Annotated in this window: 23 protein-coding genes and 1 pseudogene; 13 read left to right on the top strand and 11 right to left on the bottom strand. The window is 63.7% G+C overall.

From position 1 onward, the window contains the following. Positions 1-56: 56 nt before the first annotated feature. The 3 genes and pseudogenes from EJ074_RS05300 to EJ074_RS05290 all read right to left on the bottom strand — a co-directional run. On the bottom strand, positions 57-554 hold the full coding sequence (locus EJ074_RS05300; RefSeq protein WP_129552813.1) for a hypothetical protein: 498 nt from the start codon (positions 552-554) through the stop codon (positions 57-59). A 187-nt stretch (positions 555-741) separates the two neighbouring features. After that, entirely contained in the window at positions 742-1,263 is a 522-nt protein-coding gene (locus EJ074_RS05295) for a ferritin-like domain-containing protein (protein WP_095807615.1), read from the bottom strand. Between the two features lie 64 nt (positions 1,264-1,327). Beyond that, positions 1,328-1,432: pseudogene (locus EJ074_RS05290) on the bottom strand (KGG domain-containing protein); the annotation flags it as partial. Positions 1,433-1,998: 566 nt separating this feature from the next. Here EJ074_RS05290 and EJ074_RS05285 point away from each other — a divergent pair. Together EJ074_RS05285 and EJ074_RS05280 are read left to right on the top strand one after the other, a co-directional pair. After that, positions 1,999-2,232: a hypothetical protein gene (locus EJ074_RS05285; RefSeq protein ID WP_095807614.1), complete on the top strand. Its 234-nt coding sequence runs from the start codon at positions 1,999-2,001 to the stop codon at positions 2,230-2,232. Positions 2,233-2,361: 129 nt separating this feature from the next. Then, a complete protein-coding gene (locus EJ074_RS05280; protein ID WP_095807613.1) occupies positions 2,362-2,586 on the top strand; it encodes a hypothetical protein in 225 nt (74 codons plus the stop codon). Between the two features lie 62 nt (positions 2,587-2,648). On the opposite strand, the gene EJ074_RS05275 is transcribed toward EJ074_RS05280, so the two are convergent. Next, positions 2,649-2,879: a hypothetical protein gene (locus EJ074_RS05275; RefSeq protein ID WP_095807612.1), complete on the bottom strand. Its 231-nt coding sequence runs from the start codon at positions 2,877-2,879 to the stop codon at positions 2,649-2,651. Positions 2,880-3,257: 378 nt separating this feature from the next. Between EJ074_RS05275 and EJ074_RS05270 the strand changes: the two genes are divergently transcribed. Beyond that, entirely contained in the window at positions 3,258-3,977 is a 720-nt protein-coding gene (locus tag EJ074_RS05270; protein ID WP_095807611.1) for a Crp/Fnr family transcriptional regulator, read from the top strand. 98 nt (positions 3,978-4,075) lie between these two features. Here the strand turns inward: EJ074_RS05270 and EJ074_RS05265 are convergent, their stop codons facing one another. Both EJ074_RS05265 and EJ074_RS29575 read right to left on the bottom strand, forming a co-directional pair. Further along, complete coding sequence (locus tag EJ074_RS05265) at positions 4,076-4,375, bottom strand: DUF982 domain-containing protein (protein WP_095807610.1); 300 nt, start codon at positions 4,373-4,375, stop codon at positions 4,076-4,078. A 195-nt stretch (positions 4,376-4,570) separates the two neighbouring features. Beyond that, a complete protein-coding gene (locus EJ074_RS29575) occupies positions 4,571-4,747 on the bottom strand; it encodes a hypothetical protein (protein ID WP_165349859.1) in 177 nt (58 codons plus the stop codon). Positions 4,748-4,945: 198 nt separating this feature from the next. Here EJ074_RS29575 and EJ074_RS05260 point away from each other — a divergent pair, with 198 nt between their 5' ends. From EJ074_RS05260 to EJ074_RS05245, 4 genes are all read left to right on the top strand, one after another. Next, positions 4,946-5,929, top strand: a complete 984-nt coding sequence (locus EJ074_RS05260; protein ID WP_129553996.1) for an SDR family oxidoreductase — start codon at positions 4,946-4,948, stop codon at positions 5,927-5,929. Positions 5,930-5,944: 15 nt separating this feature from the next. Further along, a complete protein-coding gene (locus tag EJ074_RS05255) occupies positions 5,945-6,250 on the top strand; it encodes a hypothetical protein (protein WP_095807608.1) in 306 nt (101 codons plus the stop codon). Between the two features lie 379 nt (positions 6,251-6,629). Beyond that, positions 6,630-7,682 (top strand): flavodoxin family protein, encoded by a 1,053-nt coding sequence (locus EJ074_RS05250; protein ID WP_165349858.1) that lies wholly within the window; start codon positions 6,630-6,632, stop codon positions 7,680-7,682. A gap of 14 nt (positions 7,683-7,696) precedes the next feature. Then, entirely contained in the window at positions 7,697-8,701 is a 1,005-nt protein-coding gene (locus EJ074_RS05245) for a YihY/virulence factor BrkB family protein (RefSeq protein WP_095807607.1), read from the top strand. Here EJ074_RS05245 and EJ074_RS05240 read toward each other — a convergent pair. Continuing rightward, positions 8,666-8,902 carry a hypothetical protein gene (locus EJ074_RS05240; protein WP_129552812.1) on the bottom strand — a complete coding sequence of 79 codons (237 nt, stop codon included), beginning with the start codon at positions 8,900-8,902 and terminating at the stop codon, positions 8,666-8,668. The two genes, EJ074_RS05245 and EJ074_RS05240, sit on opposite strands and share 36 nt — an antisense overlap. A gap of 404 nt (positions 8,903-9,306) precedes the next feature. Here EJ074_RS05240 and EJ074_RS05235 point away from each other — a divergent pair, with 404 nt between their 5' ends. After that, positions 9,307-10,218, top strand: a complete 912-nt coding sequence (locus EJ074_RS05235) for a hypothetical protein (protein ID WP_095807605.1) — start codon at positions 9,307-9,309, stop codon at positions 10,216-10,218. A 289-nt stretch (positions 10,219-10,507) separates the two neighbouring features. After that, positions 10,508-10,684 (top strand): hypothetical protein, encoded by a 177-nt coding sequence (locus EJ074_RS29570; protein ID WP_095807604.1) that lies wholly within the window; start codon positions 10,508-10,510, stop codon positions 10,682-10,684. 246 nt (positions 10,685-10,930) lie between these two features. Here the strand turns inward: EJ074_RS29570 and EJ074_RS05230 are convergent, their stop codons facing one another. Continuing rightward, entirely contained in the window at positions 10,931-11,119 is a 189-nt protein-coding gene (locus EJ074_RS05230; protein WP_095807603.1) for a DUF3606 domain-containing protein, read from the bottom strand. A gap of 144 nt (positions 11,120-11,263) precedes the next feature. Then, on the bottom strand, positions 11,264-11,494 hold the full coding sequence (locus tag EJ074_RS05225) for a hypothetical protein (protein ID WP_095807602.1): 231 nt from the start codon (positions 11,492-11,494) through the stop codon (positions 11,264-11,266). A 1,076-nt stretch (positions 11,495-12,570) separates the two neighbouring features. Here EJ074_RS05225 and EJ074_RS05220 point away from each other — a divergent pair. The 3 genes from EJ074_RS05220 to EJ074_RS05210 all read left to right on the top strand — a co-directional run bounded on the left by EJ074_RS05220 (position 12,571) and on the right by EJ074_RS05210 (position 14,758). Beyond that, complete coding sequence (locus EJ074_RS05220) at positions 12,571-12,822, top strand: hypothetical protein (protein WP_095807601.1); 252 nt, start codon at positions 12,571-12,573, stop codon at positions 12,820-12,822. A gap of 652 nt (positions 12,823-13,474) precedes the next feature. Further along, complete coding sequence (locus EJ074_RS05215) at positions 13,475-13,987, top strand: hypothetical protein (protein WP_095807600.1); 513 nt, start codon at positions 13,475-13,477, stop codon at positions 13,985-13,987. 528 nt (positions 13,988-14,515) lie between these two features. Continuing rightward, positions 14,516-14,758: a hypothetical protein gene (locus EJ074_RS05210; protein ID WP_095807599.1), complete on the top strand. Its 243-nt coding sequence runs from the start codon at positions 14,516-14,518 to the stop codon at positions 14,756-14,758. Between the two features lie 33 nt (positions 14,759-14,791). Here EJ074_RS05210 and EJ074_RS05205 read toward each other — a convergent pair whose 3' ends face one another. After that, entirely contained in the window at positions 14,792-15,511 is a 720-nt protein-coding gene (locus tag EJ074_RS05205) for a Crp/Fnr family transcriptional regulator (RefSeq protein WP_095807598.1), read from the bottom strand. Between the two features lie 217 nt (positions 15,512-15,728). Here EJ074_RS05205 and EJ074_RS29565 point away from each other — a divergent pair, with 217 nt between their 5' ends. Then, positions 15,729-15,902: a hypothetical protein gene (locus EJ074_RS29565; RefSeq protein ID WP_165349857.1), complete on the top strand. Its 174-nt coding sequence runs from the start codon at positions 15,729-15,731 to the stop codon at positions 15,900-15,902. A gap of 165 nt (positions 15,903-16,067) precedes the next feature. Here EJ074_RS29565 and EJ074_RS05200 read toward each other — a convergent pair whose 3' ends face one another. Beyond that, positions 16,068-16,253, bottom strand: coding sequence for a hypothetical protein (locus EJ074_RS05200; RefSeq protein ID WP_095807597.1), 186 nt, complete (start codon positions 16,251-16,253; stop codon positions 16,068-16,070). Positions 16,254-16,313 lie beyond the last annotated feature (60 nt).

Raw genomic sequence — 16,313 nt, 5'->3', positions numbered from 1 at the left:
GGCAGCGTGGCGGCGCGCCGGCGCGCTCGAAAAAAGCGTTCATGAGCTCCCGGGGCCTAGCTTGCCGCCTTTTCCTCGCGGCGCAGCGAAGCCTCCTTCTTGCGGCGCAGCACCTCGTCGGTTCCAACGATGTCCTTCGCGCCGCCGGAAATGGAGGTCGACACGACCGCAGGCGGATCGCTCGCCGGAAAACTGTCCTCCAGGCCCGCTTCCAACTGCTCTTCCAGCGTTTGCGCGTTCTCGGAGCGGCCCTCGGTGCGGCGTCCCTCGATCTCCTCCAGGTCGCTCTTGGTGTCGGGATGCTCGCGGACGTTCCTGATCGTGGATATGACGAGCTCGACGGCGAACTCCTTCATTGCGTCCGCATGCGGCGCGGCGAGGTCGGCCTCTTCGACGACGCGCACCAGCGCCTGCTCGACCTTGTCCAGTTCCTTCATCCCAAGACAGCTGCCGAGCCGCTGCGTCAAGGCGTTGAGAAGGGCAGGGGCAAAGGTCGAATAGGCCAGCGTTCGCGTCTCGTCGACGCTATCAGGGTGAAGAGTGTGCACGGACATCGGAGCCTCCACTGGTTGTCCTGCGTGAAGCGGCCGTTGGGGCCATCCCTAGGCAACTGCGGGAGGCGCAAGTGGTTCCAGAATGGCTGGAGCGGCAGGCTGGTGTTCAGATGACCGCTATCAACTCGAAGTTGCGGCCCCGGCTGCTGCCAGGGCCGCTTGCTGGTGTGCGAGCGTGCCAAACCCGCTATGCGGCCTTCTGCAGGGCCCGCTCGTTCGCGCCGCTTTCGCCGAGCTTGGTCAGCGTCTCGTCGGTGGCCGACTCTTCCTTCAGCGTCTCGCGCAGCAAGGGCAGGGCGTCCTTGAGGCCGAGCTGTTCGGCCCAGGCGATCAGCGTGCCGTAGCGCGCGATCTCATAATGCTCGACCGCCTGGGCCGCGGCGACCAGGCCGGCATCGAGCGCCGGCTCGTCCTTGTACTCCTCGAGGATTTCCGAACCCTCTTCGATAATGCCGTCGATCGCCGGGCAGGTCTTGCCGCGCGCCGGCTTGCCGAGCAGCTCGAACACCTGTTCGAGGCGGTCGACCTGGGCTTCCGTCTCCATGCGATGCTTCTCGAACGCCGCGCTCACCTCCTCGGCCTGCGCCGCCTTGGCCATCTTCGGCAGCGTCTTCAGGATCTTCTTTTCCGCATAGTAGAGGTCCTTGAGGCCGTCCACGAACAGGGTCTCGAGACCGCTCGCGGCCTGGGACGAACTTTTCTTCGCCATCTGTGTCTCCGTCAGTTGAATTGGGGAAGGCGCCCGCCTTGCTGCGAGCGCCGCTTCGAAGTCAGGACTGGCCGCCCTTGCGGCCGGCTTGCGAGGCGCGCTCGCGGTCTTCGGCGAAGTTGCCGCTGCCGCCCCTATGCTGGCCGCCAGCGTGCTGGCCTCTTTCCATGTCGCCGCCCTGCTGGCCGGCGCGGCCCTTGTTCATGTCCTCGGCTTGCTGCTGCCCGCCGCGCCTTTTGTTCATGTCATCGGCGTTCTGTTGTCCGCCGCTGGGGCGCTGATCCTGATCACGGTTCTTGTGGCTCTGCTGGCCGGCCTTCACATGTTGTTCGTGGCTGCCGCCTTGATTGGCCATGTCGATGCTCCATTGGTCTTGGTTGAGGGTTGTTTCAAGGAGCGTTGATTTCCTTGAGCAATCCTAATCATTGCCCAGATCGGATGTTCCCGCCGAAATATATCGTGACCGTCGTCGCAGGCCTGCTCTCCTGGATCGTGCCGAGCGGGGGGCGGCGCCGCACGACGCCCCACGGTCGCAGCCGCGCTCGGACTGAAGTCCGATCACGCACCGCATTGGGCCTGCCGCCGAAACCAGAAGCGGGGCTGCGAGTTTGGTCAGCGGCCGTCCGAGAAAGCCCCCTCCATCGGCGGCCGTTCTGGGTGCCTGCCAGCCCCCCGTGCTGGCGGGCACCCCATTTGTTACCAACCGCAACGGCGGTATCGACACCGAGGCAAAGCGTGACCCCTATATCGATCCGGCGGGAAGCGGAAAGCGGACCCGCCAACGACAATCATCCTTCCGACAATCCATCGATCCTCGATCTCATCCCGGCCGACGATGATGCTGCCGCCGACATCGCCAGAAGGACCGAGCGGCTGGGCATCGCGGTCGTGATCGCGATCGCGCTTTGCCTCCTCATCGCGCCGGCGATCTACGTCACCTTGACCTATGCGACATCGCTGCTGAGCTGAGCGGATCGGCGCGTCCCTCGGCAGCAAGCTGCGCCAGGCGAAAATTCTCCCGGCTTTTAACAAACTTAATGGTGGAGAGGGCGTTTGACCGCCATTGTCGGCCCAGGGAGATAGGAGGAGGAGGAGGAGATGCCCGTGATCGACATGCCTGCAAGGAACCTGGCCCGCATCATCGACCATTATGTCGAAACCCGAAAGAGTCACGATTGGCCGATCTCCACCGGACAGGCCGTGACCGCCATCCGCTGCGTGCTGCCGCAATGCACGCTCTCCGACAGGCAGATCGCCGATCTCGTAGCAAGCGCAGCCATCGCACGCCACCGCAACCTGGCGTTCGACCATTCGGCGGCGTGAAGGGGTTCCAATCCAAGCAGGTCGGGCGCCCGTAGGTGCCCGGCCGAGTTGCGTGACCGTGCTCAGCTCCACGCGGAATCGAGAGTGAGGGAAGCCTCGAAGATCTGTTCCTTCTCGTTGCGCACCTTGACGGTGATCTTCAGGCGGTCGCCGGCCGGCATCTCGTCGCGGGCGATGTCATGCAATATCCGCAGCGCCTCCATGCCCGCTCGCTCGCGGCTGGGAAAGAGCTGTCCTTCGCCGTCCAGCTGGGTCTGTTCGGTGTTGTAGAGATCAAAGAAGAAGCGTTCCATCGGTCAGTCCATCCCCGGCATTGTCGATGTTCAATTCTTCGCAGCCGGCATGGTTCCAAACGCCTGGTGCGGAGCCGATGAGCGTCCTGTCGCGGCCCGGAATGGCGTAAAAGCAAAGGGTTACTGCATGTCGCGCAAAACTGTGCAGCGGTTTTGCGGAGACGACATGCATAGAACAAAGACCTGAAGCGCGTCGCCCGGATCCGTTTCAGCGCGGTGCGCTTCTAGACCCGCGGGATGCGGTGGACGCTGGACCGGCCAGGAGCAGGTTCGCGCTGAAGCGGCACCATCGGCCGGCCAGCCGCGGCGGCCGCCTGCAACCACGCATGCTTCCGAGCGTTGGGCTGGAAAGTACGAACGGCGGATTGGAAACGCTGCATGCTCGAGCCCCTTTATCTGAACCTTGGCCAGCACGATGTCCTCTCGGATGCGGAGAAGGCGCTGCTGGCCGGCGCCATGTCCAGCGAGAAATATTTCGTCCCCGGAGAAGACATCGTGACGATGGGCTCGCGGCCGAGCTTCAGCACGCTGATCCTCGACGGCTTCGCAGCACGCTACAAAGTGCTGGAGAATGGCGGACGGCAGTTCACCGCCTTGCACGTGGCCGGCGATTTCGTCGACCTGCACGCTTTTCTGCTCAGGACGATGGACCACGGCATCATCGCGCTCTCGCCCTGCCACATCATCGCGGCGGACCACACCAAGCTGCGCGCCATCACCGAGAAGGCGCCGCATCTGACGCGGCTGCTGTGGCTGGACACGCTCGTCGACGGCGCCATCCACCGCGAGTGGATCGTGGCCATGGGCCGCCGTTCGAGGATGGCGCATCTGGCGCATCTCATATGCGAGCTGTTCGTCCGCCTCCAGGTCGTCAAGAAGACGCGCGAGATGAGCTTTCATCTTCCGCTGTCGCAGGCCGAGCTCGCCGATGTGCTCGGCCTTTCGGTGGTTCACATGAACCGCGTCATCGGCACGCTGCGCCGCATGAACGTGATCAGCTGGGCGAACCATATGATCACCATCCTCAACTGGGATCGCCTGGCGGAGATTGCCGAGTTCGACCCGACCTATCTCAGCATGACCTGCGAGCCGCGCTGACCTGACGGATGCGCGTTGGCGGAATGCGCCTGGCGCTATCCAGATGCAGCTCGACGCTATTCAGATGTGCTTGGCGCCTATCCAGGATGCGCCTTGCGCTATCCAGGCGGCGCCTTGCGGCGCGAGGACAGCTCGTCGAGCATGGTGAGCGCGGCACTGGGCTCGGCGGGCCTCAACAGTCCCTGCCGTGCGGCAACCTTCTTGAAGAGTGCGAAGGCGACCGCGGGCCGGCAGATCCCGGCCATCGCGTCGTCCACCAGGCGCACGGCTGCGAGGTAGTCGGGCGCATCCTTGTTCTTCCATGCTCCGCCAAGCGCTTTCTTGGCGTCGGCGATCGAGGATACCATCATCGTGCCGCCGTTCACGAAGCGGATGGTCAAAGGCAGAAATCGGCTCATGCGTCACTCACCAGCCCAGCCATTCGCGCGTGCGCAGGGCCAGCCCGACGAAGGGGGCCGCCGTCAGCAGGGCGGCCGCCAGAACGAAAAGCGGGTTGTTCATCCGAAAGGTTTTCATGTTTTGACACCACAGGGACAGAGATCGCCATAAACGAAGACCGGGCCGCCGGGTTGCACTCGTGCGGTTGGCGAGGTCTACATGTTGCTTGCCGGCCGGACCGGCGGCCCGGGCCTGTGCGGCGGCCGCGGGCGCGGCTTCAGCGGCTCGTCGGAAAGCGAGGCGCGGATCAGCCTGTATGGCTGTGGTGACAGGGCAGCATGCCGGCCGCGCAGTTTCGCCGACAGTCTGCCGATCAGATTTCGAACGTCCATGGGACTCCTCCTGAGAGCAGAGTCCCCCCAAAACGGGGATAGGCATATCGCGCCTTTCGGCCGCGCGCATTTAACTTTGATGTAGCTGCGCCCCCTTACCAAGCCCGCCGCGGCTCGACCGATGCGAGCCAAACTTTTTGCGCCGGCATGCGTTGTCCTTCGAAAGCGAAGGAGAAAGAGATGCCGGCAAACTCCGCCATGTCGACGAAATCCGATAGCCAACAGACCGTTCGCAAGCAGCGCGCCGTGCAGCGCAACATAGACGCCAAGGATAAGGCCAAGGACAAGGCCAAGCCGAAAGCGAAGTCGCCGGGCGCCATGCAGGCGGGCGCGCGCAAATACCCGGAGCCGCCGTTCCCGAAGCAGCATCATCCCAAGCCCGGCCAGGAATGGGCCATCGATCCGGCGCCCCTTTACGACGCGCCGTTCTGGCAGGGATCGAACAAGCTCGACGGCAAGGTGGCGCTGGTCACCGGCGGCGACTCCGGCATCGGGCGGGCCGTCGCCGTGCTGTTCGCGCGGGAAGGAGCGGACGTCGCCATCGTCTATCTCAGCGAGGACCGCGACGCCAAGGCGACCAAGCAGGCGGTCGAGGCCGAGGGCAGGCGCTGCATCATCCTGCGCGGCGACGTCGCCAAACGCGCCTTCTGCCGCAAGGCCGTGGCCGAGACCGTCAAGAGGCTGGGACACCTCGACATTCTCGTCAACAACGCCGCCTTCCAAATTCATGCGAGCGAATTTGCCGACCTCACCGAGGAGCATTTCGACACCACGCTGAAGACCAATCTCTACGGCTATTTCCACATGGCGCAGGAAGCCGTCCCACACCTGAAGCCGGGCTCGGCCATCATCAACACCGGCTCGGTCACCGGCATCGAGGGCTCGAGGGAACTGGTCGACTATTCGATGACCAAGGGCGGCATCCACGCCTTCACTCGGGCGCTCTCCGGCAACCTGATCGCCAAGGGCATTCGCGTCAACGCGGTCGCGCCGGGACCGGTGTGGACGCCGCTCAACCCGTCGGAAAAGGAGGCCGAGGATGTTTCGCAGTTCGGCGCCAAGACGCCGATGAAGCGTCCCGCCCAGCCGGAAGAGATCGCGCCGGCCTATGTGTTCCTCGCCTCGCCGCAGTGCTCCAGCTACATCACCGGCGAGATCCTGCCGATCGTCGGGGGTTACTGAACCGAGGAGGATCCCATGAAGAGAGTTGTTCTTGCAGCAGTCATTGGGCTCTTGTCGGCGCTGCCTGCGATGGCGCAGGCGGACGAAGAGCCAATGCACAAGCAGACGCAGAACTGCCAGGCAAAGCCCGATCCAAACGACCCGCAGCAGAAACTGAAGCAGCAGGCCGACACGGACGAGTTGTCGCAGCAGCTGAACGATTGCGGCGGCGTGCTGAAGCCGCCGCCGACCGGCGACAAGAACGCCACCCCGCCACCGCCGACCGGCAGCGAGATGCCGATCATCAAACCGGGCGACGTGCCGCCGCAAACAGCGAAGTAAAGGAGAGAAACTCGCCTTGCCTGGAACTTTTGCCAAAGGCGCGAGTTCTGGCGGGTAGTTCCCGAAACTTCGTGTTTACTCCCGAACTTGTCAGCCCCGGTTCCTCCCAACCGGGGCTGTTTTTCGATCGGAGCTCTGGCCTCGCCGAGGCAGGGAACCATCGCGCCGACGCCGAATTGATGTTGGCGGGCCGCGTCAGCCGGACCTGGTGGCAAAGAGAACAGGGCTGGTTTCTCCGGCTTCCCGCCCTGGCCAACGAAGAGGCAGTCGAGCTCTTGTCCCACCCGGCCCGCTCCGATCGGGCGTGGGGCAATCCATGGCGAAAGACATGAATCCGATGATAGCTGGACCCGGGCCGAGCAAAGAGCCGCGCAAGGGAATGCCGAGCCCGCGTCTGGACGAGAACGAATTCAAGGCGCGCTATCGCCGGCGCTTCTATGACCCTGCCTTCCGGTCCGAGGACGAAGCCGTCGCTAGGCTGGCCGAGATCGCCTGGCAGGCCTATCGAGAGGAGCGCAAAGCCCCGATCACCCGCAAGGCGGGGCAGGGCTTTCATGATCCCGACTATGACCTCTCGGTCGAATGGTTGGCCGCGAGGGATGCGGTCGAGGCGGCGCAGCGCCGCCACCGGGACAAGGCCGCGCCGTCGCGCATCCTGTTGATCAACGGCTCCTCGCGAAGCGAGCACACCTGTCCGGGCGAGATGTCGAAGAGTTTCCGGCTTGTCGAGCTGGCGCGGCGGACGATCGCGACAAGGCCAGGCTTTTCGGTCGAGTTGCTCGACCTGGCGCGGCTCGCCTCCGAATACGGCCGCAAGATCTATCCGTGCAAGGCCTGCTTCTCGACGGCGGCGGCGCTCTGCCACTGGCCGTGCTCCTGCTATCCCAACCATTCGCTCGGCCAGATCGACGACTGGATGAACGACATCTACCCGCTCTGGGTCGAGGCGCATGGCGTGATGATCGTGACGCCGGTCAACTGGTATCACACCTCCTCGCCGGTGAAGCTGATGATGGACCGCCTGGTCTGCGCCGACGGCGGCAATCCCGATCCGTCGCTGACGCAAGGCAAGAACGCCACGCTCGCCAAACAGGCCGAGCTCGCCGGCTGGGCCTATCCACGCCATCTCGAAGGCCGGCTGTTTTCCGTCGTCGTCCATGGCGACACGGAAGGCGCCGAAAACGTGCGCCACGCGCTCGTCGACGCGCTGCGCTCGATGAAGCTCGACCAGGTCGGCGAGGCGGCCGAGCTCCACCGCTATATCGGCTACTGGAAGCCCTATGCGACCAGCCATGACGAGCTCGACGCCGACAGTGCCGTGCAGACGGAGGTGGCCAACGCCGCGCTGGCGCTCGCCGAGGCCGTCGAAAAGCGCCGGGCCGGGTCGTTCGAGACGATCGGAGCGGCGCTCGAGGATCCGCGCCCGAAATAGAGACGGTGAGAGCCATGCATCGCTGGTTTCAGGAAGCCTGGATACTGCTGAAGGAAAGCCTCACCGGCTACCTCAACGACAATGCGCTGAGCCATGGTGCGGCCATGGCCTTCTACGCCACGACATCGCTGGCGCCGATCCTGCTTATCGTGGTGGCGGTCGCCGGCTTCGTCATCGGCAACGACGCCGCCCAGCTCGCGCTCTCGGCGGAGATCTCGGGCGTGATGGGGCCGGAGAGCGCCGATCTGCTCAAGGCGACGATCGAGACCGCCTCGCAGCGCTGGTCGGGAACGCTCGCCACCATCATCGGGTTTGTCACGCTGCTGATCACCGCTTCCGGCGTTTTCGGCGAGATGCAGCAGTCGCTGAACGAGATCTGGAAGGTCGAGCCCAATGGCGTTTCGCTTTCGCGCCTGGTGCGGGCGAGGGCGGCGAGCCTCGGACTGGTCGCCGCGCTCGGCTTCATGCTCCTGGTCTCGCTCGCCGCGAGCACCGCGATCTCGGCCCTGAGTGACGTCATCAATCGGCACCTGCCGTTCGGCGAGTTGATCGTGAGCTCGATCAACACCGTCGTCTCCTTCGTGCTGATCGCGGTTCTGTTTGCCGCTATCTACAAGGTCCTGCCGGACCGTCGGCTGAAATGGCGTGATGTCGCCGTAGGTTCGCTGGTCACCACGCTGCTCTTCACCATCGGCAAGTCGCTGATCGGCTGGTATATCGGCAGCAGCTCGATCGCGACCTCCTACGGCGCGGCCGGCGCGCTGATGGTGGTGCTGCTGTGGGTCTATTACTCGGCCCAGATCTTCCTGTTCGGCGCCGAGATCACCCGCGCCTATTCGGTGCGGCGCGGCAGCCGGCCCGACCTCGCGCCCGTGGTGGCCGCAGCCAGCGGCGACAAGGCAAGGCCGGTCGGCCGGCCAGTCACCAAAACGCCGGACCGTGAGGTTACCAGGTGGATTGTGATCAGCAGCCTGATCGCCACGCTAATCTCGCAGCTGCGGGGAGGAAGGCATGGTTGATGCTGCCGGCCGGTGATTGACCGGTCCGGTCGGACGCTGCCCTGTCGCGTGGTCCCGCCGCTCCTCCTGGCGGTGTTCGATTTCATAGGAAAGCCAGCGGCAGAACATGCCGATGACGGAGGTGGAGGTGCCGCCGAGCAGGCAGACGATCAGCAGTGGGTTTTGTGACGCATGCTGCCAGCTGACGATCGTCAGCAGCACGACGCTTGCCGTCGAGATCGAATAGCCAAGGCCCTTGAGCAGATGCAGTGACGATCTGTCATGGCGTCGTGCAATTCCCGGTCGTGGTTTCCGAAAACGCCGGTCAGCGTGTCTGCGAACCCTGAGCCGTCCAAGTGGAACATTTGGCCGCGGCTGAAGTTCCTTTGCCGCGAGACTGCGCCCTCGCCGCGGCAGCGGCAAGGGCGCTGGGCGAAGGCTATGACTGCCGCGGCCTGCCCTGAACTTCGCCGTGTAAAGCTTTGGAACGAAAGCCGATTCCGGGAATTGCTACTGTGTCTCAAATACAGGAGGTTCCCATGGGACGCGGCATACTGCTTTGGCTGCTCGGAGTTCCGATTCCAATCATCATCCTGCTCATGCTGTTCGCGCGGTAGGAGTTCGAGATGAGCACCGTAGTTTCTGACGTCGCCGTTTCCGGCGCCAAGGAATCCTCATCGTCCGCGGTGAGCTGGGGGCCGATCATCGCCGGCGCCTTCGCCGCTTCGACGCTGACCATCATCCTGATGCTGATCGGCTCGGGGCTCGGCCTGACCATGGTCTCGCCATGGACCGGCGGCAGCGCCTCGCCAACCACATTCGCGGTTTCTGCCGCCGTCTGGCTTGTCGTCGTGCAATGGCTGTCGGCGGGGCTCGGCGGTTATCTCACCGGTCGCCTGCGGACCAAGTGGGTCGGCATCCACGACGACGAGATCACCTTCCGCGATACCGCGCATGGCTTCCTCGCCTGGGCGCTCGCGACGCTGCTCGTTGCGGGCGTGCTCAGCTCCGCTCTGTCGGCGGCCGTCGGCACAGGCGTGCAGGCGGCCTCCAACGTCGCCTCCGGCGCTGCGATGGGCGCGTCTTCTGCCGCGGCGGCGAATGCCGGTGATGGCACCGCCGACAACGGCATGGGCTATTTCGTCGATACGCTGTTCCGTCCTGCCGATGCCGGTACGGTCGCCTCGGCTGGCCAGAACGATGCCGGTGCGACTGCGCAAGCTTCGCGCATCCTGGTTGCCAGCGCAGCCAGGGGCGAAGTGACGGCCGACGACAAGGCCTATCTGGCGAAGCTGGTCGCTGCCCGCACAGGGCTCTCGGAGGCTGATGCCGCCAAGCGCGTCGATACCGTCATCGCCAACGTCGAGGATGCCAAGAACAAGGCCAAGGCCGCCGCCGACACCGCCAGGAAGGCAAGCGCCACCTTCGCCTTCGTCGGCGCCCTGTCGATGATCGTCGGCGCTTTCATCGCCAGCGTTGCCGCCGCCCTGGGCGGCAAGCAGCGCGACGAGGACGAGGCGCTGTTCGTTCGCGACTGATCGCGGCGGGCTTCGCGGTCTCGCCGGCAACGCCGATCCGGACCCGCGGCATCCCGGAACAAGTCGGCCGGGAGGCGGTTCAGTTAGAGCCAGAATGTTTCTGGTACTCCAGCAAGACTTGCCCGCCGGCCTGCCGGCGGGCCTTTTTGCCAGCTTGAGCAGCGAATGCAGCGTCCTCGGTCTGGCCGGGACCGCGCGCAAATCACGCCGGCTTCACATTTTGTTTCATCGGTGAGCCTCCGTGAAACCACCTTCCATCCAGTCGGTTCAATGGGAAAGGAGGTGGCGCATGAAATCGCCGGACAATGATGGCAAACACAAAGAAGCCGAAGTCTCGCTGCTGGCGCCTCGCCTTGCCAAAGCAGCCGAGATCTCCGAGGAGCAGGCGCGCGAGCTTGTGGAGCTGATCGGCACCGACTGGGCCTCCCTGTTGCGCGAGGCCCGCTTCCTGAAGGCCCGGCATTGATATTCTTGCGGCTGGAGGAGGGTCGAACCGAACGGACGCGTCAAGCGCCTTCGACGCTCGGGAGATTTTGGTTCATGGCATGAGGTTCGGGGTCGCCAGACACTCCTGGCGAGGCCCCAGCCTTTCCTGCCGTGGCCGGCGGGTTTTTCTGCGTTGAGGGCGCCGGCTATCCCGCGGCGCTGCCGCGGCAGTCGAGAAGATCACCGGCAAGCCGATTTCGCCGAGGGCCTTCCACCCGATAGAGCGCTACTGTGAGCCAAGTGCCTTGGCTTCGCGCTCGAGCGTCGCCCGGTCGTTGCCGTGCTTGCTGATGAGTTCTCGCGCTTCAGGGATCGTCAGCTGGAATTTCCTCGCGAAATAGGCGACCTCATATTGCTCGTCGCCCGAGACGCGGTCGCGATCATGGAAATCGCGTTTGCTTTTGTCGTCAGCCATGGCTGTTCCTCCTGGCAGAAGAAACAGCGGCCGCAGGCGAATGTTCCGCGTGCTGGAAGCCGGCCGCCCGGCTCTCACTCATGCGCCGAAGAAGGCCGCGCGGAGGGTACTAGGCACCGCTGGGGATGTGGCGCCAGCGGTCCGCTAATGCCAGCTATCCGTGAAGGTCAGCGTGGCGGTATAGACCACTTGCCCACGTTCATCCCGCACCGAAGCAATGTAACTGCGATCTCCCCGCTGCTTCTCTTCCATGGCAATGGCCGGCAGCGTCCACGAAACAGCCTTTCGGACATCGTCCGGGGAGTCCAGATGGACACCCAGATCGTCGGCAGTGCGATGGCCGTTGGCGCTGATGTCGAAGAAATAGAGTGGCATGGCTCGCCATGGTGCCGGAGCGGGACAGGGGCGCATTCACCTGGGTTAGGCGATGTGGTTTTTCACATGAAAGAGCCCGCTCCTGAGGCTGATGGGCGGGCTCTTGTCGGGGCCTCCTGGGGCGTCTCCCAATCAAAGGGCGACCTGCCATTTCCCGACCCGGCGCGTTCTGCGTCGCGCCGTCCTACTCAACACCGTTACCGGGAAAATGTTCCTCGCCAGGCTTCGAGCGCGGCGGATTTGGCAACTTCATCATCGAGGCGACCAGGGAGGCGATAGCGCCAATCCGCATTTCGGAGATGATGCGCAAGGGCAGCAGCAGCGGATAACCCACCCCAAAGGAACGAAGGCGGCATACAGCGCGTTGGTTTCCCCAATTTTAGGGTCCTGAGCACGTGGAAGACTGTGACGATCATCATTGGAAATTATGGGTGGAGGCGCTCAAGTTGCGGGCGGAACGGCGACGGCTCCTTGCCGAGATCCGCGCCCAACAACATCTGGCGCAGGAAGTTCGCCTCAAGGTCCAGGAGGCCCGCGAGCGGATCGGGGCTGGGCGTGCCGTGAGATAGCGGATCGCTCCGGCCGCAGATGCCCGCCATCTGGGGAGAATGGCGGATCCCCTTCACTTTCCAAAAACCGACGACGGGAGGGGTTCACATGCGGCGTGTGCAAATCAGCAGCGACAGCAGGACCAATGCTTGGTGACATCGGACCTCGGTCGGATCGGTTTTTTAACCTTTGTTACGGCGCATCCAACGGTGAAGCCGCACAGTTGGAGCCGCGTCGGGCCTGAATTGGTGTCGGGGTGGGGTCCGGTTTGCAGTCACCCAAAGCAGACCGGACGAGGAGGCCCGTTGTCGGAGCGCACAGCCGACAACGGGCCCAATCCACGCCAAGTGGTGTTCAAGCAACCTCTAACGGAACATTCGCCGGGTCACTCGGTTGGGTGTCGCGGTGCGGTGACCCTTGGCCAGGAGCCGCGCCGCAGTTGGCCGGCACGCATTCGGGAGCCTGCTCGACCTCCGCGGCAGGGCTCGTTCAATCCAACATCGAGCGGGTTGGGAGTTGGGCTGACCATGAATTTTCCCTTCGCAGAGGGTACGCTCGGCGAGAAGTTGGAGGCCGGCACGGGCCTCTCCGTCTATTGTCTTAACTGTAAGGAGTCCGCGATCCTGAACGTCGCCGAACTGGTGCGGCGGCTCGGCGCCAACCAGTCCTGCATGCAGCACGATTTGGTCAAAGTCATCTTTTGCCAGGAATGCCGCAAGGCCGGTCGCGACGATCGAAATCTGCAATTCACGAACCATGTTCGGACGCCCGACGAATGACGGCAGCGCTCGCCAGCGCGCCTTGGTGCGCATCCTGATTTCCTGTCGCCCACAAGTGTGTAGCGCTTCTGGGGAAACGATAGTCGTAAAGAACAAAGACTTGAAGCGCGTCGCTTGAAGCCGTTCAGCGTGAGGTGCTTTAGCGAAAGTGACCGGCGCCTGTTGCCTGTTGGGGGGAAACCCGGCGCCGGCCCGGCGAACCCGAAGTTCGCCGCGCATTCAGACCTAGCCGACAAAGGTTGGCAGCCGCGACATCAAAAGATGCTTCATAGGCTGCCCATCGCATCCGCCATGCGCACGGGCGTCGCGGCCCAAGAGATCCGAGACGGTCTATGGCGCGCTGCAGCTGTGGGCAAAAGCGATGCAGCATCGCCGCCGGATATTTCGGCCCAAGCTAATATTTGAGGGCGCTAATGGAACGGTCGCGCCGGCTATGGGTTTGTAGATGCGAGCGGTCATGGTCCGCTTCTGGGTCGCTAGAGAAAGCCCGTCGCCTTGTCTCCCTGGCTTGGCGGCGGGCTTTTATTTGCTGAGCGTTTGAAACCCAGGAGCTGCGCCCTATGTGATATGCATCGTCGGCAACTACCCAAAGGACGTCGGCGGCTGAGAGACAGCCCACGCGCTCCCGTCTGTATCAAAGACCGGAGCGACCATGTCTCTGCTGGACCAGCACCTTGGAATCTTGGAGCAGTCCGCTGCGCTGCTGAGGCACGCGAGCCGGATGCGCTGTGACGTCGAAAGGGACGTGGCCCAAGCCCTCGCGGGCTCGCGAGAAAGCATCGCGCGTTCGCGTCGCCTGCTTGACGAAACCAAGGTGCAAACATGGTGGCCCGACGGAGAAGACCGGGGATCCGCGGCTCGGGCGGAGTTCTCCCGCGCGGCAGCGGTGGACCTCGCTGGGAACCGCGGCGTCAGGCCGAACTTGAACACGCACGAAAAAATTCATCGGGCGAGCACTGAGGTCAAGAGAATGTCGGAATTGTCGAAGCCGAAACGCGACAGCAAGAGCGAGGCGACCACTCAGGCCGCACGGTCCATCATCGAAGACGAGATGGCAAAAAGAAACGCCAAGACCGCACGCCTGCGGGCGGCGAGGCTGGCGCACGCGCCGATTCCGCTGCTCCCCAAAAGCCAGCCAAAACCCAAATCGCAGATCTCTCGGTAAGCGCTGAGAAACTGGGTAGCGGTCCCGCCGCGTCGGTGCGGCGGCACAGCCGATTGCTTTGACCAACTCGCCTGAAGGAGATGCCCGCCACAGCATGAATGGCGGGCACCACCACTTTCCAAAACCGACGATGAGAGGGGTTTTACATCGGCGGCGCATTGCAAACGAGCAGCACAGGCCCGAGTTTCCGCAAGGGGGACCAATGCGCAGAGGCGTGCGACCTCAGTCGCATCGAATTGGCTCGTAGTGCTCATCGTGGAGGCGGAGCTTCGTCGTCGTCGGTGACCGGCAGAGGCGAGCGGACGCTTGCTGGCGTCGTCATGCTTTCGGCCAATAAAGCCTGTCGCTTTTTCCCAGGAACATCGGCTTGCTTTTGAAGTTCGGTAAAGCGGCTCAAGCCTACATCCCCGACCGTGCCGCTGTCGGATGTTGTTGGCCCCGACACGAGCTCGCCCGTGCCCCCTGCGGGCGGGCTCTTGATCAGGGGCGGCGGGGGCAAGATCCACGAAAGCGAGGAGCAAGCGAGCCATGGCAGGCAAGGCGACCCACGACCAGCAGCAGCGGATCATCGAGGAGCGGGTCAACACCCGCAATGCGGACGGCGATTTCAATGCCGAGGAGGAATTGAAGCGTTCGAAGCAGGAGCGCGTGGCCCGCGAGAAGGGCCGCTCGCTGAAATCCGGCGACAGCGACCTGGTCGATCCCGACGACAGGGAGATGCTTCGCGGCGAGAACCAGGAATCGGCACACCACAAGCGGCGTCCAGACTAGCCGTGGACCCTTGCACACTTTTCCTGGAATTGCTCAGCGGGGTTCCCGCGTCATGCTGAGATAGGTCGGATCGAACTCGGCAATCTGCTGCAGCCTGTGCCAGTCGAGGATGGTCACCGTATGGTTCGACCACGAGACGACGCCGCTGTTGCGCAGCGCGCTGATGACGCGGTTCATGTGAACGACGGACAGCCCGAGCACGTCGGCCAGCTCCGCCTGCGACACCGGCAGGTGGAAGCTCATGCCATTGGTCTGCTTCACCACCTGCAGCCTGACGAACAGCTCGCAGAACAGATGCGCCAGATGCGAGACTTTGGAGCGCCGCCCCATCGCCACGATCCACTCGCGGTGGATGGCGCCGTCGATCAGCGTGTCCAGCCACAGCAGCCTGGTGAGATGCGGCGCTCTTTCGGTGATGCTGCGCAGCTTCGAGTGGTCGGCGACGATGACGCGGCACGGCGACAGCGCCGTGATGCCGTGATCCATCGTCTTCAGGAGAAAGGCGTAGAGGTCGACGAAATCCCCCGGCACATGCAGCGAGGTGATCTGCCGGCCGCCGTCGGACAGCACGCGGTAGCGCGCCGCCAGCCCATCGAGGATCAAAGTGCTGTGGGTCAGCCGCGATCCCGACGACACGATATCCTGGCCGGCGGTAAAATGCCTCTCGCCGGACATCAGGTCCGTGAGAAGCGACTTCTCTTCGTCGGATAGACTGTCGTGCTGGCCGAGGTTGAGGAAAAGGGATTCAAGCATTCATGTCTTCCATGAGCGCGAGCCGGGGGCCCGGTCTCAAGGGGCTGCAGAAGAGGTGTGCCTGACGAGGTATGGGGTTGTTCTTCAAAGCGCGCTAACATTTGATAATCCGGCGCTTTTTCCCCCGCGAATTGGCTCAATACCTGCGCGGCGGCGGGAACAGTTTTAATCGGCCGCAGTTGGTCAGGGACAGACTTCAGCCGGGAGCGAAGAAACCATGCAAATCGTTTGGACCGAACCGCCGCAGCTGGACATTGCCGCGGAGCGCGAGCGTTGCGCGACGCTGGCCGAGGCCCAGGCGAGGCGCTTCGAAAAGCGGAAGATGTATCCGATCGCCCGGGCGATGGCCCAACTGGCCGAGCAAATCCGCACCGCCTCGCCGAGCGCGTAGACCTTCAGGACAAACTTCCCGGGCAAACAAGCCGGCCGGCGGCGCCTTGCAGCGTGGCCGGCCGGATACGCGAGGCGAGCGTTCAGGCTCGCTCCATCTGCATCAGATTTTTGACTTGCACATGTCTTTGTTCCGAAACCGGTTCCCACTTTCGGGAGACATGCTTTAACGCTTGCGCTTCTCCCTCGCCGGGGTCTTCGGCTCGGATATCTGCTGCGCCTCGCGGATCATGCGCAGCGCTTCATCGGGCGTGAGGCCGCACTTGCGGGCAAAATAAACCGCCTCTGCCGTCTCCGAGCGGGAGGCCGCCGCCATGGCATGCAAGGCCGGTCTTGATTTCTTCTTGGGCATCGGTTCACCGCGCCAGGAATCACTTAGTCAACTAAGAATAATCCGCTTTGTTCGGCAATG

Source organism: Mesorhizobium sp. M3A.F.Ca.ET.080.04.2.1 (assembly GCF_003952525.1).
Lineage (GTDB): Bacteria > Pseudomonadota > Alphaproteobacteria > Rhizobiales > Rhizobiaceae > Mesorhizobium.
The sequence above is the reverse complement of the archived record's forward strand: the minus strand, read 5'-3'. Positions and strand labels throughout refer to the sequence as shown.